Raw genomic sequence first — 24,694 nt, 5'->3', positions numbered from 1 at the left:
CTTGCAGAGGCTGATTATGGGCAATGTAGAAAAAACTGAAAAAGGATTGAATTTCGGCAAACAGGGATGGTTTGTCATTATTAATCAGGCCGTGATGTTCTGGGTTGCCGCCGGCGTTTGTACCCATGGTCTCAATGTGATTTTGCCTGCGATTTCGGAGTTTTATCAGCTGGATTATAACGAGCTGTTGTTCTTTGTAACCCCGGCTTCCTGGGCGGCCATACCGGCGGCACCTTTCTGCGCCTGGTTGTGTGAGAAAAAAGGCAATAAATTCGTTATTAATTTATGCCTGATTTTATGCGCACTTTGTTTTGGCCTGATCGGGTATGCGGATTCCGTCTTGATTTTTACCCTTTTGTTTGCCGGTGTTTCCTTTTTCGGCACGGGCTTTGCCTATATCGCCGGTACTGCTTTGGTTGCCGACTGGTTTGTGCGTAAACAAAGTATGGCGCTGGGATTTATTACCTTCGGTCAAACCACTTCCAGTGCCTTCTTCGTTCCGGTTCTGAGTGTTACCTTCTCTCTCTGGGGCGTTCATCACGGCTTCTGGGGAATGTCCCTGCTGATGTTACTGATCGCCTTATTTGTCTGGAAATTTATCGCCAATAAACCGGAAGACGTCGGTCTGTTGCCGGATAACGAACCCTTGCCGCCGACCACAGGAACGGCATCCGCTCCGCAGCCCGAATATATCGGACTGACCCGTAAAAAATTACTGGCCATGAAAGATGTCTGGTTTATGGGGCTTTCCACCGGCGCTATCTATATTATGCTGGTAGGCGTAGTTAGTCAGATTGTTCCTCGTTTGGTTCATGTGGGGCTGGATCTGAATACGGCGATTTTCTATATGAGCGCTTCCGCTTTATTCGGCACGCTAGGCGCTTATGCTTGGGGGTGGCTCAACCATAAAATCGGGATCAAACCGGCGTTGTTGATTTATAACCTGTGGTGGATGCTCGCCATTCTTTTAAACCTTTCTTCTTCTTCAACGGTGTTGCTGGTGTCCATGGGCATGATTGGACTGGCATTGCCGGGAGCGACTAATTACAGCACCGCTTTTGTTGCAACCAAGTTTCCGCGCCAGGCTTATGTCAGAGCTCTGGGGATCATTCACCCGATTCAATCGGTGGTACGCTGCTGCGCCTTTTCGATTTTGGCTTTCGGATTAAGTTATCTGGGCGGCTACGACGGCGCTTATCTCTTACTGGTAGGGGTCGGCGTGATTTCCTTTATTTTAATCTGGGCCACCGATTTGACCCCGGTTAATAGCAATAATCAGTCCGAATAATAAAACAGGAGTTTATATTATGAGATTACAAAATAAAGTGGCAATTATTACCGGGGCGAGTTCCGGTATCGGTGAAAAAACGGCGGAATTATTTGCCGCAGAGGGTGCAACACTGGTTATTGTTGCAAGACGTCGGGAACGTTTGGAACGATTGGCGGAAAAAATTCGTCGCCAAGGGGGAGAGGTTAAGGTGATTGCCGCTGATATCACTTCCGAAAGCGAATGCCGTAGAGTTATCCGGGAAAGTATCGAAGCCTTCGGGAATATCGATATTTTGGTAAATAATGCGGGGATCGCCGATAAACATCTTCCTATTACCAAATGTTCTACCGCCTGGTGGGATGAGGTTATCCTCACGGATCAAACTTCCGTGTTCTATCTCACCAAAGCGGCCCTGGAAAAAATGAACAAGGGTTCTATTGTCAACGTATCTTCCATCGGCGGCGTGTTCGGTTCGGCCGGAATCTCCTATTCGGCGGCGAAGAGCGCCTTATTGGGTATGACGAAAAACGTCGCCATTCAGTATGCGGGTAAAGGTATTCGCTGTAATGCGGTTTGTCCCGGCCCGACCCCGACGGAATTAAATACGCCGGATAAATTGGCGACCTTTGACGATTTTGCTAAACAATGCGCCAAACACATGAATATGAGCTTGCCGGAAACTCGGGCGGAAGAACAAGCCCAGGCCATTCTGTTTTTTGCTTCTGATGAATCAAGCGGCGTTACCGGCCAGGTATTGGTCGTCGACAACGGCATTACATTATAGGAGCTGGCTATGCAAGAAGTGGTTATTGTCAGTGCGGCCAGAACGCCTATCGGCAGTTTCGGCGGCTGTTTTAAGGATATAGGTGCGGTAGAACTGGGTAGAATAGCCGTATCTGAAGCGATTAAACGTGCCGGTATTGATGCCGCTATAGTAGATGAAGTGATTCTCGGCAATGTATTGTCGGCGGGACTGGGGCAGAATGTTGCCAGACAGGTAGCGGTTAAAGCGGGAATACCACTGGAAGCGCCGGCATTTACCGTCGGTAAAGTGTGCGGTTCCGGTTTGCAGGCGGTAATATCCGGTGCGCAATCCATTCTTTGCGGTGATGCGGAAGTCGTGGTGGTGGGCGGCACGGAAAGTATGAGTAATGCCGCTTATGTTGCGCCGGCTGTCCGCTGGGGCGCCAGAATGGGCGACGGCACTTTGCTGGACAGTATGATTACAGACGGTCTGACCGATGCTTTTTCCCATATTCACATGGGGATAACCGCAGAGAATCTGGCGGAAAAATATCAGCTTTCCCGCCGGGAACTGGACGAATTCGCTCTAAACAGTCAGTTGAAAACCGAGCGGGCGCAACAAGCCGGAAAATTTGATGAAGAGATTATTGCGGTAGAAGTCAAAAACAGGAAAGCTTCCGTATTGGTTACACAAGATGAACATCCCCGTCATGGCTCGACAATAGAATCTCTGGCAAAATTGTCGCCGGCATTTAAAGCGGACGGCGTAGTAACGGCGGGTAACGCTTCGGGTTTGAATGACGGAGCGGCCGCATTGGTATTAATGAGCAAAGCAAAAGCCCGGGCGTTAAATTTAACGCCGTTGGCGACAATCCGCTCGTGGGCAAGTGCCGGGGTAGCCCCTGAAATCATGGGGTTCGGCCCGGTGCCCGCCACTCGGAAAGCTTTGCACAAGGCCGGGATCAGCGTGTCGGAGCTTGATTTGATCGAGGCGAATGAGGCCTTTGCCGCTCAGGCGCTGAGCGTCGTTCGAACACTGGGCTTGGATCCGGAAAAAACTAATGTGAACGGCGGTGCCATTGCTTTAGGCCACCCTATCGGCGCCTCCGGTGCGAGAATTTTGGTGAGTTTATTGTACGAGATGAAACGGCGAGATGTCGCCACGGGCTTGGCGACGCTTTGTATCGGCGGCGGTCAGGGCATCGCCCTGATTGTCGGTAGATAGATAGCTTATAGGCTTTCCTTCTCTGGTCCCGCTACGGCGGGACTTTTTTATATTCTTAGCCGCATCGATGAAAATTCTACGCCGACTTTGTGATTTTGCCATTTCCCCTTATAATAGCTCGGCTTACCGCTTTGGAAGCGCTAAATTAATCTTAAGTTAATGAGGAAATCAATATGGCAAAGAAAGCAGCAGTGCCGGTAGCCCTGCCCGTTGCCGCGGAGCAGATGACACTTTACCGCCATCAGCGCGGTCAGATTAAAGATAATGCGATTCAAGCATTATTGCATGATCGATTATTCCGTCAGCGTATCGAACGAAAACGCAAAGGAAAAGGCAGTTATCAGCGTAAAGCCAAACACGCCGGGAAATATTTTGAAAAGCCCGATTATAAAATTTTTAGTTTAAGAGATTTTATAATCGGGTTTTTTATTAAATCCGCACAGCTAAGGTTACAACATAATTAAGAGGTAAATATGACAACACATGTTCTGTTTAATAATAACTGGAATGTCCGTATCAGCGATCCCGGCGAAGAAGGGGCAAGCAGCCATTTTTTCGAGAAGATTTACATTACCCTGGAAGCACATACGGAACGGACGCCGGTAAATTATGAATTTACCCGTAAAGTAGAAAATGAAGTGAAAATCAACCGCACTTTTACCGATTTGGACGAATTGTTTAAATTCTTGGCCGACTATCTGGATCCCGTATCTTTAGGAAATCTGGGCGTCAAAATCGGTAGCTTGGGGTTGGCGCAGCCACAGGAACAAGCATAGGTTCGCATTTGCTCTAGAGCTATTCGTGCTTGGATTAAGAAAAAAAGAGCGGTCAAAAATAACGGATTTTTGACCGCTCTTAATTTACTTATGCACCTTGTTTAGCGCATGGTAACGAATTCTTCCGAACCTGTGGGGTGAATGGCGACGGTATTGTCGAAGTCCGCTTTGGTCGCGCCCATTTTGATGGCGACAGCAAAACCTTGAATCATTTCGTCCACACCGAAGCCGATACCATGTAAACCGACGATTTTTTCTTCTTTACCGGCACATACCAGTTTCATTCGGCACGGCTGCCGATGTTGAGTAACGGCGCTGTACATCGGGGTAAAGGAGGAAGTATAGACTTTAATGTTTTCCGCACCGTACTGTTCTTTTGCCTGCGGTTCCGTCAGACCGATAGTACCGATCGGCGGATGGCTGAATACCACGGTGGGTACCAGACGGTAATCCAGATGTTCTTCCGGTTTATTGTTGAACAGACGTTCGGATAAACGGCGTCCCGCAGCAACGGCAACCGGGGTTAGCTCTATGCCGCCCTGCATAATATCGCCCACGGCGTAAATGCCCTTTACATTGGTATTCTGATAGGCATCGGTTTTGATGAAACCGCGTCCGTCGGTTTCCACACCGGCGGCTGCAAGGTTAATCACATCCGTCGCCGGCTGGCGTCCGATAGCCCAGATTAGGCTATCCACCTCTTGGCTACGACCGTCTTCCAATTGTAGGGTTAAGGAACCGTCGGCATTTTTAATTACTTGCTGCGGAATCGCCTGGGTATGCAGCCGAATACCGTCTTGTTCGAATACTTCCAGCAGGGTATCGGTAATCATCGGATCGAAGTTGCGCAGCGGTGCGTGTTTGCGCACGAATAAATGGGTTTCTACCCCGAATCCGTTCATTACACCGGCCAGTTCGACCGCGATATAGCCGGCGCCGACGATAGCCACACGTTTCGGTAATTCCGTCAGAGCAAATACACCGTCGGAATCAATACCGTATTCCGCCCCTTGAATATCGGGACGGCTCGGTCGTCCGCCGGTGGCAATCAGAATATGATCGGCGCTGAAGCTTTCTTTGCTGCCGTCGGCAAACTGAACTTCCACGCTGTTCGGGCCGGTAAAGCGGGCGAAGCCGTTAATCACATCCACCTGATTTTTGGCCAGAACATTATTGTAGGAGTTATGGATACGGGAAATATAAGCTTGGCGGCTTTCCACCAATTTAGCGAAATCAAATTTATTTAAACTTAAATCAAATCCGTAATCCGGCGCATAATTTTTGATCGCCTCGGCAAGCTGGGCGCCGTGCCACATGACTTTTTTCGGAACGCAGCCGACATTTACGCAGGTACCGCCCAAATGCTTCGCTTCGATAATCGCACATTTTTTGCCGTAACTGGCCGCCCGGTTAACGGAAGCAATGCCGCCGCTACCGCCGCCGATAGCAAGATAATCATAGTGTTTAGCCATTATGTTGTTCCTATATTGTGATGAAATTCCGTGGGTTATTGTGCCGAAAAAAACGGCCGAAAGCAAAGGGCGCGCAATAATCGGTTTAATCGGTATTATCAATCTTTCCCTCTTTTCCCGCCATACAAAAAGTAATCCGACCTATAAATTATATGTCGGTGAGGGAGGGACAAAATATGACATGGATCATGTTTTTCTCGGCGGCAAATGCCTATAATAGGCCTAACTCAAAAAGGTTACTTATTCACTACAAACCAGGAGAAAGTGAAATGACAACATTAACAAGAAAAGAAGTGGATTTATTAGGGGAACGCGAAGTACCGGCGGATGTTTACTGGGGGATTCATACATTAAGAGCGGTTGAAAATTTTAATATTTCCAATGTAACCATTTCCGATGTACCGGAATTCGTCAAAGGCATGGTGATGGTGAAAAAAGCGACCGCACTGGCTAACGGCGAATTAGGTGCGATTTCCGAGTCTATTTCCAAAGCCATCGTAGCGGCCTGTGATGAGATCCTAACCAGCGGCAAATGCCTGGATCAGTTCCCGTCAGATGTTTATCAGGGCGGTGCGGGTACTTCCGTAAATATGAACACCAACGAAGTGGTGGCTAACCTGGCATTAGAAATTTTAGGCCACAAAAAAGGCGAATATCAGTACCTTGATCCTATGGATCATGTGAATGCCAGCCAGTCAACCAACGATGCTTATCCGACCGGATTCCGTATTGCGGTTTATAACAGCATTATGAAACTGGTAGCGAAAATCCGTTACTTGCAACAGGGCTTCGAAAATAAAGCGAAAGAATTTTCCGATGTGTTGAAAATGGGTCGTACTCAGTTACAGGATGCGGTACCTATGACCGTCGGTCAGGAATTCAAAGCCTTCTCCGTATTGTTGGACGAAGAAGTGCGCAACTTAACCCAGACCGCTCAGCTGTTGCTGGAAGTTAACCTAGGCGCCACCGCTATCGGTACCGGTTTGAACACACCGCAAGGCTATGCTCAGCTGGCAGTGAAATATCTGGCGGAAGTTACCGGTTTACCTTGCGTAGGTGCGCCTAACCTGATTGAAGCTACTTCCGACTGCGGCGCCTATGTAATGGTACATGGTGCGTTAAAACGTACAGCGGTGAAATTATCTAAAGTATGTAATGACTTACGTTTACTTTCTTCCGGTCCGCGTGCGGGTCTGAATGAAATCAATCTGCCTGAATTACAGGCCGGTTCTTCCATTATGCCGGCGAAAGTGAACCCGGTTGTGCCTGAAGTGGTAAATCAGGTTTGTTTCAAAGTTATCGGTAACGACACTACCGTTACTTTCGCAGCGGAAGCGGGTCAGTTACAGTTAAACGTAATGGAACCTGTTATCGGTCAGGCAATGTTTGAAAGTATCGATATTCTGACTAACGCCTGCGTAAATCTGCGCGATAAATGTATCGACGGTATTACCGTGAACAAAGAAATCTGCCAGAACTACGTATTTAACTCTATCGGTATCATTACTTATCTGAATCCGTTTATCGGCCACCACAATGGTGATGTTATCGGTAAAATCTGTGCCACTACCGGCCGCAGCGTACGTGAAGTGGTGTTGGAGAAAGGCTTGTTGAGCGAAGCGGAATTAGACGATATTCTTTCCGTCGAAAATCTGATGAACCCGACTTATAAAGCTAAATTGAAAAAATAAAAAAACTTAGTTAAAAAAACCGCACTTTGGGCGATAACCTCAAAGTGCGGTTATTTTTTTATTACTTTTGGTGAGAATTAATCCTGTTGAGATTTCCCTAAGCTACTCGTCGTTAATATAATTCATCCTGCTGGATTAAAAAATTCTGCGCATGTCTGGAAGCAATGTTGGCTTTATGCCGTTTGGCGTGCTTCAGCCGTCTGGTACGACGGGATTGGGTTAAATGCAGAGCGCTATTGGTTTTCTTTAAGTGTAGTTTACGGCGTCTGATACTCATGATTATTCCTTCTTATTTATGTTTGCTATTGTTTGCTATGTTTGCCTGAGCCTTATTCCGACCGCTTTAATCGGCTAAGGTTTTTGCAGCCTTTTCCGTATTTTTCGGCGCTTGAGCGCTTACGCCGCCGGTTTCTTTCAGGTTTAAGGCGGCGGCTTCTTGGGTTTGCTGTACCCGATAATAATTGACAATGCTATTCATATAACGGCGGATATTTTCTACATACTGGTAAGCTTCATAACCGCGCGCATAGCCGTATTTCAGATTGCTGTGGTAACGCTTTTCCGCCAGCAGGGGCAGGTTCTTTTTCACATCCAGCCAGTTATCGGGATCGCCGCCCAGGGTTTTGGTTAAACGACGCGCGTCGAGCATATGTCCGAGTCCCATATTATAGCCGGTAAGGGCATACCAGATCCGATCTTCCTGGGGGATACTGTCCGGTACCTGGGAAATCAACCAGTGCAAATATTCGGAGCCGGCTTTAATGCTTTGCTCCGCATCGGTACGATCGCTGATTTTCATTCGATCGGCGGTGGCTTTGGTCAGCATCATAATACCCCGTACTCCGGTCGGTGATGTGGCATCCTCGTTCCAATGGGATTCCTGATAGGCGACCGCCGCCAGTAAACGCCAGTCCAGCTCGCCTTTATATTTATTGAATAAAGGTGCGTATTTCGGCAGGACGTTTTCAATTGCATTTGTGTAGGAACGCATATCCACATAGTCGAATTTCGACATATGGTTAAAATATTTTTCCTCAATACGGGCAATCAGTCCGCCTTCAATGGCTCGGTTAAAAAAATCCAGCAACGCCGATTGCAGCTCGTTATAGGAATTATTGGGTAAATACCAGTGGACGCCCGATTCATCGGTAACGTCAAAGGCCACTGCAATCTGCGGTTTGATTTGCTGAGCGGCGGATACATCGATGGAATTGGCAATGGTGTAATCGATTTTACCTTCCGCCACTTTCAGCAGCAGTTCTTCCGGCGTGCTGTTATCTTCCGTCCGCCATTCCAGGGTCGGATACTGGCGGCGTTTTTCACTGAGGATCGCCTCTAGTTCGGAACCGCCGGCAATACCGAGTTTACCTTGGAGCTGATTCAGAGATTGCGGGCGAGTTTCTCCTTTACGGTAAACCAGCTGCCAGGAAGCGGAGGCATAAGCGGGGCCGACCTGAAAAATTTCCGCCTGTTTACTCTGATACAGCAGATTTGCGGCGGCGATATCAATATCGTTTTCTTTCAGGGCGTTAAACAGCTCCTGACTGTTATTCATGGTTTTTATTTCAAGGCTAACCCCGAGGTAATCGGCAAAGGCTTTGCTCAGATCGTATTCCAGTCCGGCCTGGCCGTCCTTGCCGATAAAATAGGAAACGGGATTATTCACGCTGCCGACAATAAGCTTACCGCGCTGCTGAATAGCGCTATAGCGATTTTGTTCGGAACGCATCATCTGCTGCCAAGGGAAAACCATATCAATGGCCCACAGCAGCAGTCCGAATGCGGTGATAACTCGTAAAAATAAACCTTTCAAGGCGCCTCATTTGATCTAAGCCGATAATGTTGGGCATTTTAACCGCAACGCAAATAATATACAAACCCGCAAAATTTCCTTCTTTTTAAGGCAAACGTTTTCGTTATGACATAATTTCATTTATAATACGGCCAATTTCTTTGTTTTCTAATCAATCAGGGGAAACCTATGTTCCAGATTTTTCGCGGCTCTCCGGCCCTTTCCGAATTTCGTTTAGCTCAATTGGCGCTACGCTTTCAGCAAGCGGATTTAGCGGTAAAATCCTGCTATGCGGAATATTTACATTTTGCCGAGCTTTCCGAAGCTTTGAACGAGGAAGAAAGCCGGGAGCTAGAGCAGTTGTTGCACTATGGTCCGACCTTGGCGCAGCATAAACCGGAAGGCGAATGTTTTATCGTGATCCCGCGAGTGGGTACTATTTCCTCTTGGTCTTCCAAGGCGACGGATATCGCCCATAATTGCGGCCTGAATAAAGTACTGCGTTTGGAGCGCGGCCTGGCTTTTTACTTTGAATTCGAGCATAGTTTGAGTGCCGAACAGGAAAACAGACTGTGCGCCCATATTCACGATCGCATGATGGAAACCGTGATTCGTTCTCCGCAGCAGGCGGACATGCTGTTTCGTCAGCAGGAACCTAAACCTTTTACTACGGTGGATATTCTGCACGGCGGGCGTAAAGCCTTGGAAACCGCCAATATTGAATTAGGATTGGCTTTGGCCGAAGACGAAATAGATTATCTGGTGGAGAATTTTACCGCCCTCGGACGTAACCCGGCGGATATCGAACTCTATATGTTCGCTCAGGCCAACTCGGAACATTGTCGGCATAAAATCTTTAATGCGGACTGGGTTATCGATGGCGAAAAACAGGAAAAATCCCTGTTTAAAATGATTAAAAATACCTTTGAAAAGACCCCGGAATACGTACTTTCTGCTTATAAGGATAATGCGGCGGTTATGGAAGGCTCCAAAGTGGGACGTTTCTTCCCGGATCAGGACGGACAATACCGCTATCATAACGAAGATGCCCATATTCTGATGAAGGTGGAAACCCATAACCACCCGACCGCCATTTCACCCTTCCCAGGGGCGGCTACCGGTTCCGGCGGCGAAATCCGCGATGAAGGGGCAACCGGTCGGGGCGCCAAGCCGAAAGCGGGGTTAACCGGTTTTTCCGTATCCAACTTAGTGATTCCCGGCTTTGAACAGCCTTGGGAAAATCCGCTGTCCAAACCGGGACGTATCGCTTCCGCGCTGGATATTATGATTGAAGGGCCGTTGGGCGGCGCCGCCTTTAATAATGAATTCGGTCGCCCGGCCTTGCTCGGTTATTTCCGTACCTATGAAGAAAAGGTCAACAGCTTTAATGGCGAAGAGGTGCGCGGCTATCACAAGCCTATTATGCTGGCGGGCGGTATCGGTAATATTCGTGCCGAGCATGTGAAAAAAGGTGAGATTCCGGTAGGGGCGAAACTGATCGTACTCGGCGGCCCGGCGATGAATATCGGTCTTGGCGGCGGTGCCGCTTCTTCCATGGCTTCGGGGAAATCTAAAGAAGACTTGGATTTCGCTTCCGTACAGCGCGATAATCCGGAAATGGAACGCCGCTGCCAGGAAGTGATCGATCGCTGCTGGCAGTTGGGAGAGAGAAACCCGATCGCCTTTATTCATGACGTAGGAGCGGGCGGTTTGTCCAATGCGATGCCGGAATTGGTACATGACGGCGGTCGCGGCGGTAAATTCGAATTACGTAATATTCTGTGCGACGAGCGCGGTATGTCGCCGTTGGAAATTTGGTGTAACGAGTCGCAGGAACGCTATGTATTGGCGGTGGCGCCGGAAAATCTCGAACTGTTTGAACAGATTTGTCGTCGCGAGCGTGCACCTTATGCGGTTATCGGCGAGGCTACCGCAGAAGAACATTTAACCCTGCAGGATAGCCATTTTGACAATAAACCTATTGATTTACCGATGAGCGTCTTATTGGGCAAAACTCCGAAAATGACCCGCGAAGTAAGCTCTTGTGAGGTGAATAATCCCGCTTTGGATCAGAGCGCTATTGAACTGAAAGAGGCTTTGCATCGCGTATTACGCTTGCCGGTGGTGGCGGAAAAAACCTTCCTGATTACCATCGGCGACCGTTCGGTTACCGGTATGGTGGCGCGCGATCAGATGGTCGGCCCTTGGCAGATTCCGGTATCCGATGTGGCGGTAACCACCGCCAGTTTAGACAGTTACCATGGCGAAGCCATGTCTATGGGCGAACGTGCGCCTGTGGCATTGCTGGATTTTGCCGCTTCGGCGCGTTTGGCGGTGGCGGAAAGCATTACCAATATCGCTGCAACGGATATCGGCGATATTAAACGGATTAAACTCTCCGCCAACTGGATGTCGGCCGCCGGACATAAAGGTGAAGATGCCGGTTTATACGCAGCGGTAAAAGCGGTGGGCGAAGAACTTTGTCCGCAGCTCGGTTTGACCATTCCAGTGGGTAAGGATTCCATGTCGATGAAAACCACCTGGCAGGAAAACGGCGAACAGAAAAGCGTTACCGCTCCGCTTTCCTTGGTTATCAGCGCCTTTGCCCGCGTGCAGGACGTACGTAAAACCGTAACTCCGCAGCTGCGCACCGATAAAGGGCATAATCTGCTGTTATTAATCGATCTGGGCGAAGGTAAGGATCGTCTGGGGGCGACCGCACTGGCTCAGGTGTATAAACAACTGGGTGATAAGCCGGCGGATGTGGTGAATGCGCAATTACTGAAAAACTTCTTCAATGCCATGCAGACGCTGGTGCAACAGCAAAAACTGCTGGCTTATCACGACCGTTCCGACGGCGGGTTAATAGTTACTTTGGCGGAAATGGCCTTTGCCGGCAACTGTGCCGTATCGGTAGATATCAGTGCATTCGGCGACAGTGATCTGGGCGTTTTATTTAACGAAGAACTCGGTGCCGTAATTCAGGTGCGCGAAACCGATCTGAATGCGGTACGCGAAGTCTTGACACAGCACGGTCTGATTCATTTAACCAAAGAACTGGGGGCGGCAAGCGAAGGCGATGCTTTTGAAATCACAAGGGGTACCAAGGTGCTGCTAAGTGAAAAACGCTCCGAATTACGCGGTATCTGGGCGGAATTAACCCACCAGATGCAACGTTTGCGGGATAACCCGGAATGTGCGGATCAGGAATTTGCTGCTAAGAAAGCGGCGGATAATCGCGGCTTCAGTGCATATTTAAGCTACGATATTAATCAGGATATCGCCGCCCCTTATATTGCCAAGGGGATTAAACCGCGTATTGCGATTTTGCGCGAGCAAGGAGTCAACAGCCATGTGGAAATGGCGGCGGCCTTTGATCGGGCGGGATTTGAAGCAGTAGACGTACATATGAGCGATTTACATCAGGCTCGCTATAATCTTCAGGATTTTAATGCCCTGGTTGCTTGCGGCGGCTTCTCTTACGGCGACGTGCTCGGTGCCGGCGGCGGTTGGGCGAAATCCATTTTGTTCAATACCGCATTGCGTGAACAGTTTGCCGCTTTCTTCGCCCGTGAAGATACCTTATCTCTCGGTGTGTGTAACGGTTGTCAGATGTTATCCAATCTGGCGGAAATTATTCCGGGCACGGAAAACTGGCCGCGTTTTGTTCGCAATAAGTCGGAGCGCTTTGAAGCTCGTGCCGCCTTAGTCCGAATTAACGACAGTAATTCCCTCTGGTTCTCCGGCATGGCTGGCTCGCATATGCCGATTGCGGTTTCCCACGGGGAAGGACGGGTTGAATTTAAACATGAGGGCCAGTTACAGGGGCTGCATGAGCAGAATCTGATTATTGCTCAATATGTGGATAATAATATTCAGGTTACGGAAAATTACCCGGCTAATCCGAACGGTTCCGTACAGGGAATTACTGCACTTTCCAACAGCAACGGCCGGGTTGCGATTATGATGCCGCACCCTGAGCGCGTGTTCCGCACCGTCAGCAACTCATGGCATCCGGAAGACTGGAGCGAAGACGGCGCCTGGATGAGATTGTTTAGAAATGCCAGAGTGGCACTGAAATAATCCTTAATTTAGGTAATTAACACGCGTCCTCGGGCGCGTGTTTTTTTAAGGCCGGCATCGACAAAAAATAACGCCTTGGTTGTCCAAGGCGTTATTTTTTATTGTTTTATTTTAATTTTATTCCCATTCGATCGTTGCCGGCGGTTTGCCTGAAACGTCGTACACCACGCGGGAAATGCCGTCCACTTCGTTAATAATACGGTTGGAGATTTTTCCTAGCAGCTCATAAGGCAGATGAGCCCAGTGGGCGGTCATAAAGTCGATGGTTTCTACCGCACGCAGGGATACGACCCAGTCGTATTTGCGTCCGTCGCCCATAACCCCGACGGATTTAACCGGCAGAAAGACGGTAAAGGCCTGGCTGACTTTATAATACCAATCCGCTTTGTAAAGCTCTTCAATAAAGATCGCATCGGCACGGCGCAGTAAATCGCAGTATTCTTTTTTCACTTCGCCCAGTACGCGTACGCCGAGGCCCGGGCCCGGGAACGGGTGGCGATTTAGCATTTCCGCCGGTAAACCCAAGGCTAAACCGATTTTACGCACTTCGTCTTTAAACAGTTCGCGTAAGGGTTCTACCAACCCCAGTTTCATATAATCCGGTAAACCGCCCACATTATGATGGGACTTGATTACATGCGCTTTACCGGTTTTGCTGGCGGCGGATTCGATAACATCGGGATAAATGGTACCCTGTGCCAGCCATTTTACATTACTCAGTTTATGGGATTCTTCATCAAATACATCCACAAAAACTTTACCGATAATCTTACGTTTCGCCTCCGGCTCATCAATGCCTGCCAATTCGCTGAGGAAACGATCCTCGGCATTGACACGAATAATATTCAGGCCGAATTTATTGCCGAACATTTCCATTACCTGATCACCTTCGTTCAGGCGCAATAAACCGTTATCCACAAAGACGCAGTGCAGGTTTTTGCCGATGGCGCGGTGTAGTAACAGTGCGGTTACCGAGGAATCCACGCCGCCGGATAAACCTAAAATGACTTCATCATCGCCCACTTGCTCTTTAATCCGCGCCACTGCGTCTTCGATAATGTTTTCTGCGGTCCATTTGGTTTCGCAAGCACAGATATTAACCACAAAATTTGTTAACAGTTTCAGCCCTTGTTTGGTGTGGGTAACTTCCGGATGGAATTGTACGCCGTAAAAACGCCGTTGTTCATCGGACATGGCGGCGATTGGGCAGGTTGGGGTTACGCCGGTAAGATTAAACTGCGGCGGTAGTTGGGTAACCTTATCGCCGTGGCTCATCCATACGTCCAACGAATTGTTATGTTCGATCAGATTACCGAGCAGGGCGTCTTGAGCCTTCACCTCCACGGCGGCATAACCGAATTCACGTTGATCGGAACCTTCCGTCAGACCGCCCAGCTGCATTGCCATGGTTTGCATGCCGTAGCAGATGCCGAGTACGGGTACGCCGGCATTAAACACATATTCAGGGGCGCGCGGGCTGTTTGCTTCGGTAGTGCTTTCCGGGCCGCCGGAAAGAATGATACCGCTCGGATTAAAGTTGCGGATATCCTGCTCCGATACGTCCCATGCCCAGAGTTCGCAGTAAACGCCGATTTCGCGTACCCGGCGGGCGATAAGCTGAGTATATTGGGAACCAAAGTCCAGAATAAGGATTTTATGATTGTGAATATTGTTCATTTAGTTTTCTCGTTGTAAGGATAAATTATTTATCACAGGCAGTGGTTTCTAACCGCTGGAGGCCTACATATTCAAAAACCGTCAATATGGCCTTGCGGCAGTCCGCTGCGAAAAGTTTGGCAAATTGTTTGGTGGGCGGGCCATAAGCTTCAATGACCAGCGCTTTATTTATCAATTCCTTTTGCTGCACTATTACCCAGTGATTTTTCTCCAATGCCTGCAATACGCTTTGCTTGGATTGCCCTTCATAAACATCGGGTACGCCGCTATGCGACCAGTCGTTAGTACAGGCGGTCAGCGATAACAGCATGGCGGCAAACAGATATTTTTTCATCGGATAACTCCTTTCATCAAAAACAGAGGGTATTTTAGCTTACCAGCCGTTCTTTTTTAACCCTGTTTTTTATCCTCATGTAAACGGCGGATAAGGGATAAAATTTCGCGCATATTTTTCCCCTTGCCTTGTGCCGCAGACTGATCTACCGGCATCCGGGTTTCTTCATAAGCGATAACCTGAATACCGGCCGCCTGCGCCGCCATAATACCGTAGCTGGAATCTTCGACGGCTACGGCATGAGCGGCGGGAACGCCTAAATGTTCCAAGGTTCGCAGATAGATTTCCGGATTGGGTTTGCTCTCCTGAAACATTTCTCCGCTCAGGATCAGATCGAAACGCTGATAAATACCGCAAGCGGTTAAAATGGTTTCAATATGTTTTAAGGCGGAGGAGGAGGCTACCGCCAGTTTAATTTTATTGGCTTCGGCATATTCGATGATGTGCAGGATATCGCGACGGAAGATGGATGGATAATCGACATGGCTGAAAATTTCGTGGAAAAATTGTCGGTAGCGATGCTCGATTTCTTCCAAGGCTAAAGGAGAACCGCTTAGTTCTTTAATGATGGCCGGAATCTGTGGCAACGAACAGCCGATCAGTGCCGCACGCCGTTCCGGCGGAAGCGGCCGGTGATGTTGTTGCAAGGTTTCAATAAAGCGGGTTTGCAATTGAAATTCGAAAAACTCCGTATCTACAATTACTCCGTCCATATCGAAGATGATGGCTTGCAGCATAGATTTCCTTCCTTAATCATAAAAGTGCGGTCATTTTCATCCGAGTTTTTGCGCAGGAATTATAGCAGAAATTTGTTGCTAAAGCGGAGGATATTATTTTAAATTTACTCTGTCGTTGCCATGTTTGCGGCGGCATCCGAATGTTTCTCCTCAAAATTAAAGAAGCGGCAGTATATGTTACCGAACAATCTGAATTTATCCCCGATCCATGCGTTTCGTGCGGAAGTGGTTGCTGGCATCACCCAATGTGAAAAAGGGAATGATCTGGATTTTACGGTTGATCGGGCGGAAGGAATGGAAGGTTATATGCTGCAGCTGACGACTTTCGGCAAAGGCTTTATGTTCGACGGTAGTGATAGGCTGCCGTTGCAACGAGGTCAACTTTTACTGTTTTCGCCTAAGGCGGCTCATCATTATTACCGGCAGCCGGAATATCAGTTCTGGCATTATAAATGGGTGTATTTTTCTCCCCCTTCCCGCTGGCTGAAATGGCTGAACTGGTCAAATACCGTACGGGGAATAGGTCGGATTCAGCTTGGCGACAATCAATATTTTCAGGAAATCAGCCAGTTGTTTACCAAGCTGGAAACAGAACTGAAATCTTCGCATCCCCTTAAGCAAACGATGGCGGCCAGCCTATTGGAATATTTGCTGATGAAATGCGTTTCGGTCGAACAAATTGAAATCGCCCCTCCTCTAGATAGCAGAATAGTAAAGGTATGTGATTTGATTCTGGCGAATCCGGCGGCAAAACACAATGTTCAATATTTTGCCGATAAAGTTTATTTATCCGAATCCCGTTTGTCCCATCTATTTAAACAAGCTTTGGGCGTCGGCTTGGTGCAATGGCGTGATATGCAGCGTATCGCCGAGGCGAAGAAGCTGTTGTACTTCTCCGATATGTCCGTCAATAAGATTGCAAAATCCCTCGGGTATGAAGATGCGCTGTATTTTTCCAAGGTATTTAAAAAATATCAGGGCGTTTCTCCCGCGCGTTTCAGAAATACGCAACAAAGAGAAAACGGCTAATGTGATCTGCTTCTCAGTTCCGGAAGTATAGCGGAATATTCCATACGAGTAACGAAAAGTTACATGGTCTTTTTACCTTCAGGGTATAAGATCTGCCCATCTTTAATGGTGTAAACAGGGCTTTTTACCCCTTGTTAAGGGAGAGAAGGCTGGTGTTTTAAAGATAGAAAACCGTTCATTCTACGAGGAATTTTTTATGAAAAAACCAACATTCGGACGTATGTTCCTGACCGGAATTTTTGCTTTGGCTTGCTATGGGCAGGCGATGGCTGCAGATATCGTCAATATTTCCAAAATCGATGGTATGCCTTGGTTTAACCGCATGGCGGAAGGGGTCGTTCAGGCGGGTAAGGATAACAATGTTAATGCTTATCAGGTCGGGCCTTCCAATACAGATGCGCCTCAGCAAGTTAAATTGATTGAGGATTTGATCGCGAAGAAAGTCAGCGCCATTTCGATCGTACCGAATGACGCCAGCGCGTTGGAACCGGTACTGAAAAAAGCCAAGCAAAACGGTATTGTGGTGCTGACCAACGAATCCGTAGGGCAGCCGAGTGCCGACTGGGATATCGAAGTTATTGATAACGCTCAGTTCGCCGCCGACTATGTGGAAGAAGTAGCGAAATCTTTAGGGGGTAAAGGCGGTTATGTGCTTTATGTAGGCGGTTTAACCGTACCTCAGCACAATCTGTGGGCAGATCTGTTTGTGAAATATCAGAAAGAACATTATCCGGATATGTTTGAAGTTACCAGCAGAATGCCGGTAGCGGAAAATATTAATGATGCCCGCCGCACCACCATTGATTTGGTGAAAGCCCATCCGGATCTTAAGGCGGTGATTTCATTCGGTTCCCAGGGACCTATAGGTGCCGGACTGGCGGTGAAAGAAAAACGTCTGAAAGGAAAATTACATGTTTTCGGTATGATGATTCCTTCTCAGGCAGCTTCTTTGATCAAGAGCGGCAATATTACCATGGGAATTACCTATGATCCGGCCAGCGCGGGATATGCTTTAGCCGCCGTAGCGGCAAAAGTGCTGAAAGGCGAAAAAATTGAAGAAGGTCTGGAAATTCCGGGCGTAGGTAAAGCTAAGGTCGATAAAGAGAAAAAACTGCTTCAATTCCATAACGTATTGAGAGTTACGCAGGAAAACATAGATAAATTATATTAATTATTGAGAGCAACTATGGGTTCGTAAGAACCCATAGTTGAATTGCCGGAGGCATTATGACATTCATTACAATGCAGAATATCAGCAAAACATTCAACGGGGTAAAAGCGCTTAATCAGGTGGAATTATCGTTAAACTACGGTGAGGCGCTATGCCTGGCGGGACAGAACGGCTGCGGCAAATCAACGCTGATTAAAATTCTCTCCGGTGTTTATCAACCCGATGAAGGGGCGCAAATTCAGATTGGCGCCAGCACTTATTCCAAACTGAAACCCGAAGAATCTATTGCCAAAGGGATTCAGGTGATTTATCAAGATCTTGCGTTATTCCCGAATCTGAGCGTGGCGGAAAATATTGCCATCAATGCTTACCGAGAATTCGGTTTGGTGAATAAACGCCAACAATATGAAATTGCGCAAAACGTACTGGAAAGTATTAATGCCAGTTTGGATTTAAATGAAAATGTAGAAAATCTGCCCGTGGCCGAACAGCAATTGGTGGCGATTTGCCGTGCTCTGGCTCAGAATGCGAAACTACTGATTATGGACGAACCTACCGCTTCGCTGACGGCAAAGGAAGTCAAGGATTTGCTGGCACTGGTGCTGAAATTGAAGAGTAAAGGCATCAGCATTATTTTTGTCAGCCATAAACTGAAAGAAGTGATGAAGGTTTCCGATAACGTGCTGGTACTGAAAGACGGTAATATGATCGGTAAATACCCGATTAAAGAAATCGATGAGAAACGTCTGGGCTTTTTGATGACCGGACTGGAAATTGATTATCAGCGCTTGCCGCTACCGGATTTTAGCGCTAAGAAAAACCTCTTGGAAGTGAAAAATCTTTCACGGGCAAACCAGTATAAGGATATTTCCTTTTCCGTACGGGAAGGGGAAATTTTGGCGCTCACCGGATTATTAGGTTCCGGCAGAACGGAGCTTTGTTTAAGCTTGTTCGGTATTACTCAGCCCGAACAGGGAGAAATCTTTCTGAATGGCGAAAAACTTCGCCTGAATACCAACCGCGATGCCATTGCTAAAGGTATTGCCTATGTTTCCGAAGACAGAATGAGTACCGGCCTGATTATGCCGGAGTCCATTCACAATAATATTATTTCCGCCATTTTTAATAAAATTTCCGATAAATACAAAATTATCGACAATAAAAAAGCCTATAAATACAGCGACGATTTGATCCGTTCGCTCAAAATCAAGGTATCGGATCCCGATTTACCGGTAAATACCCTTTCCGGGGGTAATGCACAGCGGGTTTCTATTGCGAAATGGCTGGCGATTAATCCTAAACTGATTATTCTGGATTCGCCTACCATAGGGGTGGATATCGCCAATAAAGAAGGGATTTTCCGTATCGTGCAGTCTTTATCCGAACAGGGGATTGCGGTGATTTTTGTTACCGATGAGGTAGAGGAGGCTTATTATTACAGCCACCGGGTTTTAGTGATGAAAAAAGGTCGTATTATCGGCGATATTCTTCCGCAGGAAGTTAGCGAGGAATATATTGAGGAGATGATTTATGAAAACACTAAATAATAAAATATTATTTGCGACCCTTTTTATCTTATTCGTTCTGCTAAGCCTGTTTACCGACGATTTCTTCAGTGTGGAAAATTTATACGACGTGATTAATAACTATTCCATGCTGATGATTCTGGCCTGCGGCCTGTTTATCGTATTATTGTCCGGCGGAATTGATATTTCTTTTCCGGCGATTACGATTATCACCCAATATATTATGATTTCCTTTATCTCACAGTTTGATGTGGGATTATTCGCGGCCTTACTGATCTCCCTTGGTAGCGGCGTGTTATTGGGTTTTGTCAATGCGGTTATTGTCAACCGACTTAATGTTCCCTCCATTATTATCACTATTTCTACTTTAAATATTTTCTATGGCGCTTTGCTGTATATCACCAAAGGGATTTGGCTGTACGATTTTCCGCAGTGGTTTCAAGAGGAAATGATACTGTTTAAGCAGGTCAGCGCCGAAGGCGTGGAATACGGATTCTCTTTCCAGGCGATTTTGGCTTGTGCGGCGGTACTGATTACCTGGTTGCTGACGAATAAACTTAGCCTCGGACGTCAGATTTATGCCTTGGGCGGTAGTAAGGATTCCGCTTCTCGTATCGGTTTTAATATTTTTAAACTGCATCTTTTGGCTTATGGCTATATGGGACTGATGTCCGGTTTGGCCGGCATCGTACAGGCTTATACGGTACAGTCGGTGGCGCCGGATTCGTTACTCGGCTACGAACTGACCGTGTTGGCGGCGGTGGTGCTGGGCGGTGCGAGTTTGTCGGGCGGACGCGGCACCTTGGCAGGTACGGTAATGGGGGTGGCCTTGCTGGCGATTATCCAAAACGGGCTTAATTTGCTGAACGTATCTTCCTACTGGCAAACGGTAATTACCGGGGGCATTATTATTTTAAGTATCAGTGCCACGGCTCTGGGACAGAGAAATTCAAGAGGAATATGATTATGAAATTATTGAAGGATAATTCGATAAAATATCTGTTTATTTTATTTGCCGTTGCCATTCTTTCATTCAGTATTCTTATTCCGGAGGTTTTCTGGTCGCTGGCGAATTTTCAATCTATGGCTTCGCAGATTTCCGTGCTGGGGATCTTAACGCTGGCTATGGCGATACCCATGTTAACCGGGGGAATTAACCTTTCCATTATCGCCGGAATGAATGCCTGTGCGCTGATTATCGCTTATTATGTAACCCGTTACTCCGGTATGGAATATTTTCTGCTCGGGTTATTGGTGAGTTTGGGCTGTGCCGTCTTGATCGGTTTATTTAACGGGGTGCTGATCGCCTTTATTCGGGTGTCGCCGATTCTCGCGACATTGGGAACCATGACCCTGGTCAATGGTATCAATATTCTGGTAACGGACGGTTCCACCATTGCTAATTTCCCTTCTGCGGTGCTGAGTATTAACGCCTCCCACCTTTGGTTTATTCCCGTACCCGTACTGATCTTTCTGTGCTTATTCGTATGCGTCTGGTTTATTTTGGAAAAAACCACCGAGGGAAAAGCGATTTATTTTATCGGTAATAATGAGAAAGCGACGCTTTATTCCGGAATTGATAATAAGAAGGTGCAGATTATCGTATATGTGTTGTCTTCCGTGCTCTGTATGTTCGCCGCCTTACTGATGATGTCCAAGTTAAATTCGGCCAAGGCTTCCTACGGGGATTCTTATTTGCTGATTTCTATTCTGGCTGTGGTGTTGGGCGGAATTAATCCGGACGGCGGCAAAGGAAAACTGGTGGGGATTATGCTGGCACTGGTGCTGCTGCAAATTGTGGAAAGCGGCCTGAATATGATTGGTATAAGCAGTTATGTAACCCTGATATTATGGGGTTCTCTACTTATCCTGTTTATTTTCCTACAGAAAAGAACCCTATTCAGATAGGTAAGGACCCATGATGCAGACAGAAAAACAATTAATTGAAGCCGGAAAAATCGTAATCGGGATTGAATTGGGTTCGACCAGAATAAAAGCGGTGCTGATTGATGACAGAGGCACTATTCTGGCTGCCGGCGGCGCCGACTGGGAAAACCGCCTAGTGAACGGAATCTGGACCTATTCTCAGGAAGAAATCTGGGCTAAGTTACAGGCGGCCTATCAGGATTTACAAAAAACCGTTAAAGAAAAGTACCGCACTTTGATTAGACAGGCACAGGCGATTGGGGTTAGCGCCATGATGCACGGCTACCTTCCCTTTGATAAACAGGGGAATCAACTGGTGCCGTTTCGTACCTGGCGTAATAATATCACTCTACAGGCAGCGCAGGAATTAACCGATTTATTCCGCTATCCGATTCCGCAGCGTTGGAGTATCGCTCATTTGTATCAGGCTATCTTAAAAGATGAACCTCATATCGATCAAATTGATTATTTAACCACCTTATCGGGTTATGTACATTGGCGTCTGACCGGGGAGAAAACACTGGGTATCGGCGATGCCTCCGGAATGTTCCCTATCGATACCGCCAGCGGAGATTTTGATCGCAATATGCTGGCCTTATTTGAGCGTCGGATTCAGCATCTGAATATGGGCTGGCGCTTACAGGATATTTTACCTAAGGTGCGGGTCGCCGGCGAAAGCGGCGGAAAATTAACGGCGGAAGGGGCGCGGCTTTTGGATCCGAGCGGTAATCTATGTGCGGGTATTCCTTTATGTCCGCCGGAGGGCGATGCGGGAACCGGTATGGTTGCGACCAACTGCGTGCGGGAAAAAACCGGAAATATTTCCGCCGGTACTTCCGCCTTTGCCATGATCGTACTGGAAAAAGCCTTATCTCAGGTTTATTCCGAACTGGATATGGTTACCACGCCCACCGGAAAGCCCGTGGCAATGGCTCATTCTCAGAACTGCACCACGGATATTAACGCTTGGGTCGGTTTGCTCGGCGAAACCTTGCAAACCTTCGGGGTGAAAGTCTGTACCGAAGAATTGTACGAAACCCTGTTTCTGCATGCGTTGCAGGGGGATGCGGACGGCGGCGGTTTGCTCGCTTACGGTTTCCATTCCGGCGAACATAATGTGGGCTTGGCTCAAGGTTGCCCGTTATTCCTGCATCCGACTAATGCGGATTTTAATCTGGCCAACTTTATACGGGTGCATCTGTATACCGCATTTGGCGCAATGAAGCTGGGTATGGATATTCTTATCGAACGGGAAAAAGTGGAAATTACCCGTATTCTCGGCCACGGCGGCATCTTTAAGACGGAAAATGTTGCCCAGAAGGTACTTTCCTCCGCCCTGAATATTCCCCTTGCCACTATGAATACCGCATCAAACGGCGGGGCGTGGGGAATCGCTTTGTTGGCCAGTTTCCTGCATAAACGGAATGAGGGTTATAGTCTGGAAGATTATCTGGATCAATGTATTTTTAATAATGTGAAAATGACCTTATCGACACCGGATCAGAGCATGGCGGAAGGTTACCGCCAATTTATCCGACGTTATAAGCGCGGAATTCCGGTGGTGCAGGCGGCGGTAGATGCCGGTATCGGTGCCGATTAAGGCGTTGCGGGTAGGCTGCCTTAACTCGGGGCGCCTCAAAAAAATCGAAAAAACGCCCCGAAAACCACCGCACTTTATGCTGTTAGGGGCGGTGGTTTAATCGGGCAGGGATTTCAGATAGGCAGAGGCCTGTGCAAACAATTCTTGCAATTCGTCTGCCCGGTGTGCGACGGCGCGCAGCATTAGCCCCTCTTCGTTTAATTGCGATAAACCGAACAGAATATCGCCGCTGGTGGAAAGTTGCTGTTGCAGAGCGGATTGTAAAGCTCTGATTTCCGCTGCGGATTTGTCGATTGCAAAATAAATCAGAGAGCCCTGGTGGGAATAGTTCTCCATCTGAATTAAGGCGGTTAAATCCATACTTGCCGGCTGCCAGCGGATCCGATCGGATAATAATAGCTTGTCTTCCCGGTATAGCTTCAGCAGCGAATTGAAGTCGCGGAAGGCAAAGCGTTCGCCGTTCATCAGTACCCGACCGATAATGCTGATTTCGCCGTAAATCAGACGGCAGCCTGCACCCATACGAATCTCGGTGGTTTGTTGTAGCGCACTATCCTTATGCAGTACCAAGGGATGGGGCAGATAAAACAACCGGCTGTGCGGCGCCATGGTAATACGGGTATGCTGTACGGCGTATTGGTCCGGATGCATAGACTGCACTCGGGTAAATGCTTGGGTAGTGAGGGATAGTGCGGTATGTTGTGCCAGACGGATTTCTATATCCAATTCATCACCGCCGAGTAACCCCGGCGAGGAAGACATCTGAATCGCATTTAATCCCTGCGGCCAATAGGCTTGGTAGTTCGGTAGGGTCAGTACCTTGAAGGGGGGCGAGGCGAAATAATCCTCTAACTGCGTTTTTCCGGCAGCATTGCATTTGGTTGACAGTCGAAGTCGGCTCTGCATAAGATTTTTTTCCATCAAATAAAACAAGAGGAAAAAAGTCGGGAAAAATCCACCGCACTTTTTTCCTTGTCCGGATTAGCGAACCAGTCCTGCCGGTTCGTCAATATTTTTTAACAGGGCGTATCTTTCAATCCAGCCGATAATCGCCGTCAGATTTTGTTTTTGCATCAGATTGGTGAAAATAAAGGGTTGCCCGCCGCGCATACGGCGCGCATCTTGTTCCATCACCTTTAAATCCGCACCGACAAAAGGAGCCAGATCGGTTTTATTGATGACCAGCAAATCGGAACGGGTGATGCCCGGGCCGCCTTTACGCGGGATTTTCTCCCCTTGCGCGACATCGATAACAAAGATGGTTACATCCGCCAGATCGGGACTGAAAGTGGCGGAAAGGTTATCGCCGCCGGATTCGATAAAAATAATTTCAACTTCCGGAAAACGAGCGACCATTTCGTCTACAGCTTCCAAATTCATAGAAGCGTCTTCGCGAATCGCCGTATGCGGACAACCGCCGGTTTCCACCCCCATAATACGTTCCGCCGGTAGCAGACTGTTTTTGGTTAAAAATTCAGCGTCTTCCTGTGTGTAGATATCATTAGTGATCACCGCAATACTGTAGCGATTTGCCATTTCACGGGTCAAACGCTCGATAAGGGCGGTTTTTCCGGCGCCGACCGGACCGGCCACACCGATTTTTATATAGTTACGCATAGTAGGTTCCTTATGTTTAGCCTA

General features: G+C 47.8%; 21 protein-coding genes. 13 read left to right on the top strand and 8 right to left on the bottom strand.

Features of this window, described 5'->3' with window-relative positions; translation table 11 throughout:
• Positions 1 to 16: 16 nt before the first annotated feature.
• The 5 genes from EDC45_RS08850 to EDC45_RS08830 all read left to right on the top strand — a co-directional run bounded on the left by EDC45_RS08850 (position 17) and on the right by EDC45_RS08830 (position 4,015).
• A complete protein-coding gene (locus EDC45_RS08850) occupies positions 17 to 1,288 on the top strand; it encodes an MFS transporter (protein WP_133545536.1) in 1,272 nt (423 codons plus the stop codon).
• Between the two features lie 19 nt (positions 1,289 to 1,307).
• Entirely contained in the window at positions 1,308 to 2,054 is a 747-nt protein-coding gene (locus EDC45_RS08845; RefSeq protein WP_208107265.1) for an SDR family NAD(P)-dependent oxidoreductase, read from the top strand.
• A gap of 9 nt (positions 2,055 to 2,063) precedes the next feature.
• Positions 2,064 to 3,239: an acetyl-CoA C-acetyltransferase gene (locus EDC45_RS08840; protein ID WP_133545532.1), complete on the top strand. Its 1,176-nt coding sequence runs from the start codon at positions 2,064 to 2,066 to the stop codon at positions 3,237 to 3,239.
• 173 nt (positions 3,240 to 3,412) lie between these two features.
• Complete coding sequence (locus EDC45_RS08835) at positions 3,413 to 3,703, top strand: alternative ribosome-rescue factor A (RefSeq protein ID WP_279526599.1); 291 nt, start codon at positions 3,413 to 3,415, stop codon at positions 3,701 to 3,703.
• Between the two features lie 9 nt (positions 3,704 to 3,712).
• Positions 3,713 to 4,015, top strand: coding sequence for a DUF5377 family protein (locus EDC45_RS08830; protein ID WP_133545530.1), 303 nt, complete (start codon positions 3,713 to 3,715; stop codon positions 4,013 to 4,015).
• Between the two features lie 101 nt (positions 4,016 to 4,116).
• On the opposite strand, the gene gorA is transcribed toward EDC45_RS08830, so the two are convergent.
• Entirely contained in the window at positions 4,117 to 5,487 is a 1,371-nt protein-coding gene (gene gorA, locus EDC45_RS08825) for a glutathione-disulfide reductase (RefSeq protein ID WP_133545528.1), read from the bottom strand.
• Positions 5,488 to 5,756: 269 nt separating this feature from the next.
• On the opposite strand from gorA, the gene aspA reads away from it, so the two are divergent.
• A complete protein-coding gene (gene aspA / locus EDC45_RS08820; protein WP_133545526.1) occupies positions 5,757 to 7,178 on the top strand; it encodes an aspartate ammonia-lyase in 1,422 nt (473 codons plus the stop codon).
• Between the two features lie 112 nt (positions 7,179 to 7,290).
• Here aspA and EDC45_RS10355 read toward each other — a convergent pair whose 3' ends face one another.
• The gene (locus EDC45_RS10355) at positions 7,291 to 7,455 is read right to left on the bottom strand and encodes a hypothetical protein (RefSeq protein ID WP_166635126.1); all 165 of its coding nucleotides are present in this window, start codon (positions 7,453 to 7,455) and stop codon (positions 7,291 to 7,293) included.
• A 66-nt stretch (positions 7,456 to 7,521) separates the two neighbouring features.
• Positions 7,522 to 8,991, bottom strand: coding sequence for a membrane-bound lytic murein transglycosylase MltF (gene mltF / locus EDC45_RS08815; RefSeq protein ID WP_133545524.1), 1,470 nt, complete (start codon positions 8,989 to 8,991; stop codon positions 7,522 to 7,524).
• A 168-nt stretch (positions 8,992 to 9,159) separates the two neighbouring features.
• Between mltF and purL the strand changes: the two genes are divergently transcribed.
• Positions 9,160 to 13,053, top strand: a complete 3,894-nt coding sequence (purL, locus tag EDC45_RS08810; protein ID WP_133545522.1) for a phosphoribosylformylglycinamidine synthase — start codon at positions 9,160 to 9,162, stop codon at positions 13,051 to 13,053.
• 117 nt (positions 13,054 to 13,170) lie between these two features.
• Here purL and guaA read toward each other — a convergent pair whose 3' ends face one another.
• The 3 genes from guaA to EDC45_RS08795 are packed head-to-tail and all read right to left on the bottom strand — an operon-like array spanning position 13,171 to position 15,801.
• Positions 13,171 to 14,730, bottom strand: coding sequence for a glutamine-hydrolyzing GMP synthase (gene guaA, locus EDC45_RS08805; protein WP_133545520.1), 1,560 nt, complete (start codon positions 14,728 to 14,730; stop codon positions 13,171 to 13,173).
• Between the two features lie 25 nt (positions 14,731 to 14,755).
• Positions 14,756 to 15,064, bottom strand: coding sequence for a hypothetical protein (locus EDC45_RS08800; RefSeq protein ID WP_133545518.1), 309 nt, complete (start codon positions 15,062 to 15,064; stop codon positions 14,756 to 14,758).
• Between the two features lie 56 nt (positions 15,065 to 15,120).
• Positions 15,121 to 15,801 carry an HAD family hydrolase gene (locus EDC45_RS08795; protein ID WP_133545516.1) on the bottom strand — a complete coding sequence of 227 codons (681 nt, stop codon included), beginning with the start codon at positions 15,799 to 15,801 and terminating at the stop codon, positions 15,121 to 15,123.
• A 174-nt stretch (positions 15,802 to 15,975) separates the two neighbouring features.
• On the opposite strand from EDC45_RS08795, the gene araC reads away from it, so the two are divergent.
• The 6 genes from araC to EDC45_RS08765 all read left to right on the top strand — a co-directional run bounded on the left by araC (position 15,976) and on the right by EDC45_RS08765 (position 23,053).
• Complete coding sequence (gene araC / locus EDC45_RS08790; protein WP_133545514.1) at positions 15,976 to 16,830, top strand: arabinose operon transcriptional regulator AraC; 855 nt, start codon at positions 15,976 to 15,978, stop codon at positions 16,828 to 16,830.
• 196 nt (positions 16,831 to 17,026) lie between these two features.
• On the top strand, positions 17,027 to 18,001 hold the full coding sequence (locus tag EDC45_RS08785; protein ID WP_133545512.1) for a substrate-binding domain-containing protein: 975 nt from the start codon (positions 17,027 to 17,029) through the stop codon (positions 17,999 to 18,001).
• Positions 18,002 to 18,057: 56 nt separating this feature from the next.
• Complete coding sequence (locus EDC45_RS08780; RefSeq protein WP_133545510.1) at positions 18,058 to 19,548, top strand: sugar ABC transporter ATP-binding protein; 1,491 nt, start codon at positions 18,058 to 18,060, stop codon at positions 19,546 to 19,548.
• Positions 19,532 to 20,491, top strand: coding sequence for an ABC transporter permease (locus tag EDC45_RS08775; RefSeq protein ID WP_133545508.1), 960 nt, complete (start codon positions 19,532 to 19,534; stop codon positions 20,489 to 20,491). Before EDC45_RS08780 ends, EDC45_RS08775 begins: the two co-directional genes overlap by 17 nt.
• A gap of 2 nt (positions 20,492 to 20,493) precedes the next feature.
• Entirely contained in the window at positions 20,494 to 21,435 is a 942-nt protein-coding gene (locus EDC45_RS08770) for an ABC transporter permease (RefSeq protein ID WP_133545506.1), read from the top strand.
• 13 nt (positions 21,436 to 21,448) lie between these two features.
• On the top strand, positions 21,449 to 23,053 hold the full coding sequence (locus EDC45_RS08765) for a xylulokinase (protein ID WP_133545618.1): 1,605 nt from the start codon (positions 21,449 to 21,451) through the stop codon (positions 23,051 to 23,053).
• A gap of 96 nt (positions 23,054 to 23,149) precedes the next feature.
• Here EDC45_RS08765 and EDC45_RS08760 read toward each other — a convergent pair whose 3' ends face one another.
• Positions 23,150 to 23,959 (bottom strand): urease accessory protein UreD, encoded by an 810-nt coding sequence (locus EDC45_RS08760; RefSeq protein WP_133545504.1) that lies wholly within the window; start codon positions 23,957 to 23,959, stop codon positions 23,150 to 23,152.
• Between the two features lie 75 nt (positions 23,960 to 24,034).
• A complete protein-coding gene (gene ureG, locus EDC45_RS08755; RefSeq protein WP_133545502.1) occupies positions 24,035 to 24,670 on the bottom strand; it encodes an urease accessory protein UreG in 636 nt (211 codons plus the stop codon).
• Positions 24,671 to 24,694: the final 24 nt, after the last annotated feature.

It is taken from the genome of Mesocricetibacter intestinalis, assembly GCF_004363295.1.
Classification (GTDB): Bacteria; Pseudomonadota; Gammaproteobacteria; order Enterobacterales; family Pasteurellaceae; genus Mesocricetibacter; species Mesocricetibacter intestinalis.
The sequence above is the reverse complement of the archived record's forward strand: the minus strand, read 5'-3'. Positions and strand labels throughout refer to the sequence as shown.

Bases quoted from the DNA above. Each gene is read 5' to 3' on its own strand.
- EDC45_RS08850 (WP_133545536.1), top strand. From the start codon at position 17: ATGGGCAATGTAGAAAAAACTGAAAAAGGATTGAATTTCGGCAAACAG.
- EDC45_RS08845 (WP_208107265.1), top strand. From the start codon at position 1,308: ATGAGATTACAAAATAAAGTGGCAATTATTACCGGGGCGAGTTCCGGT.
- EDC45_RS08840 (WP_133545532.1), top strand. From the start codon at position 2,064: ATGCAAGAAGTGGTTATTGTCAGTGCGGCCAGAACGCCTATCGGCAGT.
- EDC45_RS08835 (WP_279526599.1), top strand. From the start codon at position 3,413: ATGGCAAAGAAAGCAGCAGTGCCGGTAGCCCTGCCCGTTGCCGCGGAG.
- EDC45_RS08830 (WP_133545530.1), top strand. From the start codon at position 3,713: ATGACAACACATGTTCTGTTTAATAATAACTGGAATGTCCGTATCAGC.
- gorA (WP_133545528.1), bottom strand. From the start codon at position 5,487: ATGGCTAAACACTATGATTATCTTGCTATCGGCGGCGGTAGCGGCGGC.
- aspA (WP_133545526.1), top strand. From the start codon at position 5,757: ATGACAACATTAACAAGAAAAGAAGTGGATTTATTAGGGGAACGCGAA.
- EDC45_RS10355 (WP_166635126.1), bottom strand. From the start codon at position 7,455: ATGAGTATCAGACGCCGTAAACTACACTTAAAGAAAACCAATAGCGCT.
- purL (WP_133545522.1), top strand. From the start codon at position 9,160: ATGTTCCAGATTTTTCGCGGCTCTCCGGCCCTTTCCGAATTTCGTTTA.
- guaA (WP_133545520.1), bottom strand. From the start codon at position 14,730: ATGAACAATATTCACAATCATAAAATCCTTATTCTGGACTTTGGTTCC.
- EDC45_RS08800 (WP_133545518.1), bottom strand. From the start codon at position 15,064: ATGAAAAAATATCTGTTTGCCGCCATGCTGTTATCGCTGACCGCCTGT.
- EDC45_RS08795 (WP_133545516.1), bottom strand. From the start codon at position 15,801: ATGCTGCAAGCCATCATCTTCGATATGGACGGAGTAATTGTAGATACG.
- araC (WP_133545514.1), top strand. From the start codon at position 15,976: ATGTTACCGAACAATCTGAATTTATCCCCGATCCATGCGTTTCGTGCG.
- EDC45_RS08785 (WP_133545512.1), top strand. From the start codon at position 17,027: ATGAAAAAACCAACATTCGGACGTATGTTCCTGACCGGAATTTTTGCT.
- EDC45_RS08780 (WP_133545510.1), top strand. From the start codon at position 18,058: ATGACATTCATTACAATGCAGAATATCAGCAAAACATTCAACGGGGTA.
- EDC45_RS08775 (WP_133545508.1), top strand. From the start codon at position 19,532: ATGAAAACACTAAATAATAAAATATTATTTGCGACCCTTTTTATCTTA.
- EDC45_RS08770 (WP_133545506.1), top strand. From the start codon at position 20,494: ATGAAATTATTGAAGGATAATTCGATAAAATATCTGTTTATTTTATTT.
- EDC45_RS08765 (WP_133545618.1), top strand. From the start codon at position 21,449: ATGCAGACAGAAAAACAATTAATTGAAGCCGGAAAAATCGTAATCGGG.
- EDC45_RS08760 (WP_133545504.1), bottom strand. From the start codon at position 23,959: ATGCAGAGCCGACTTCGACTGTCAACCAAATGCAATGCTGCCGGAAAA.
- ureG (WP_133545502.1), bottom strand. From the start codon at position 24,670: ATGCGTAACTATATAAAAATCGGTGTGGCCGGTCCGGTCGGCGCCGGA.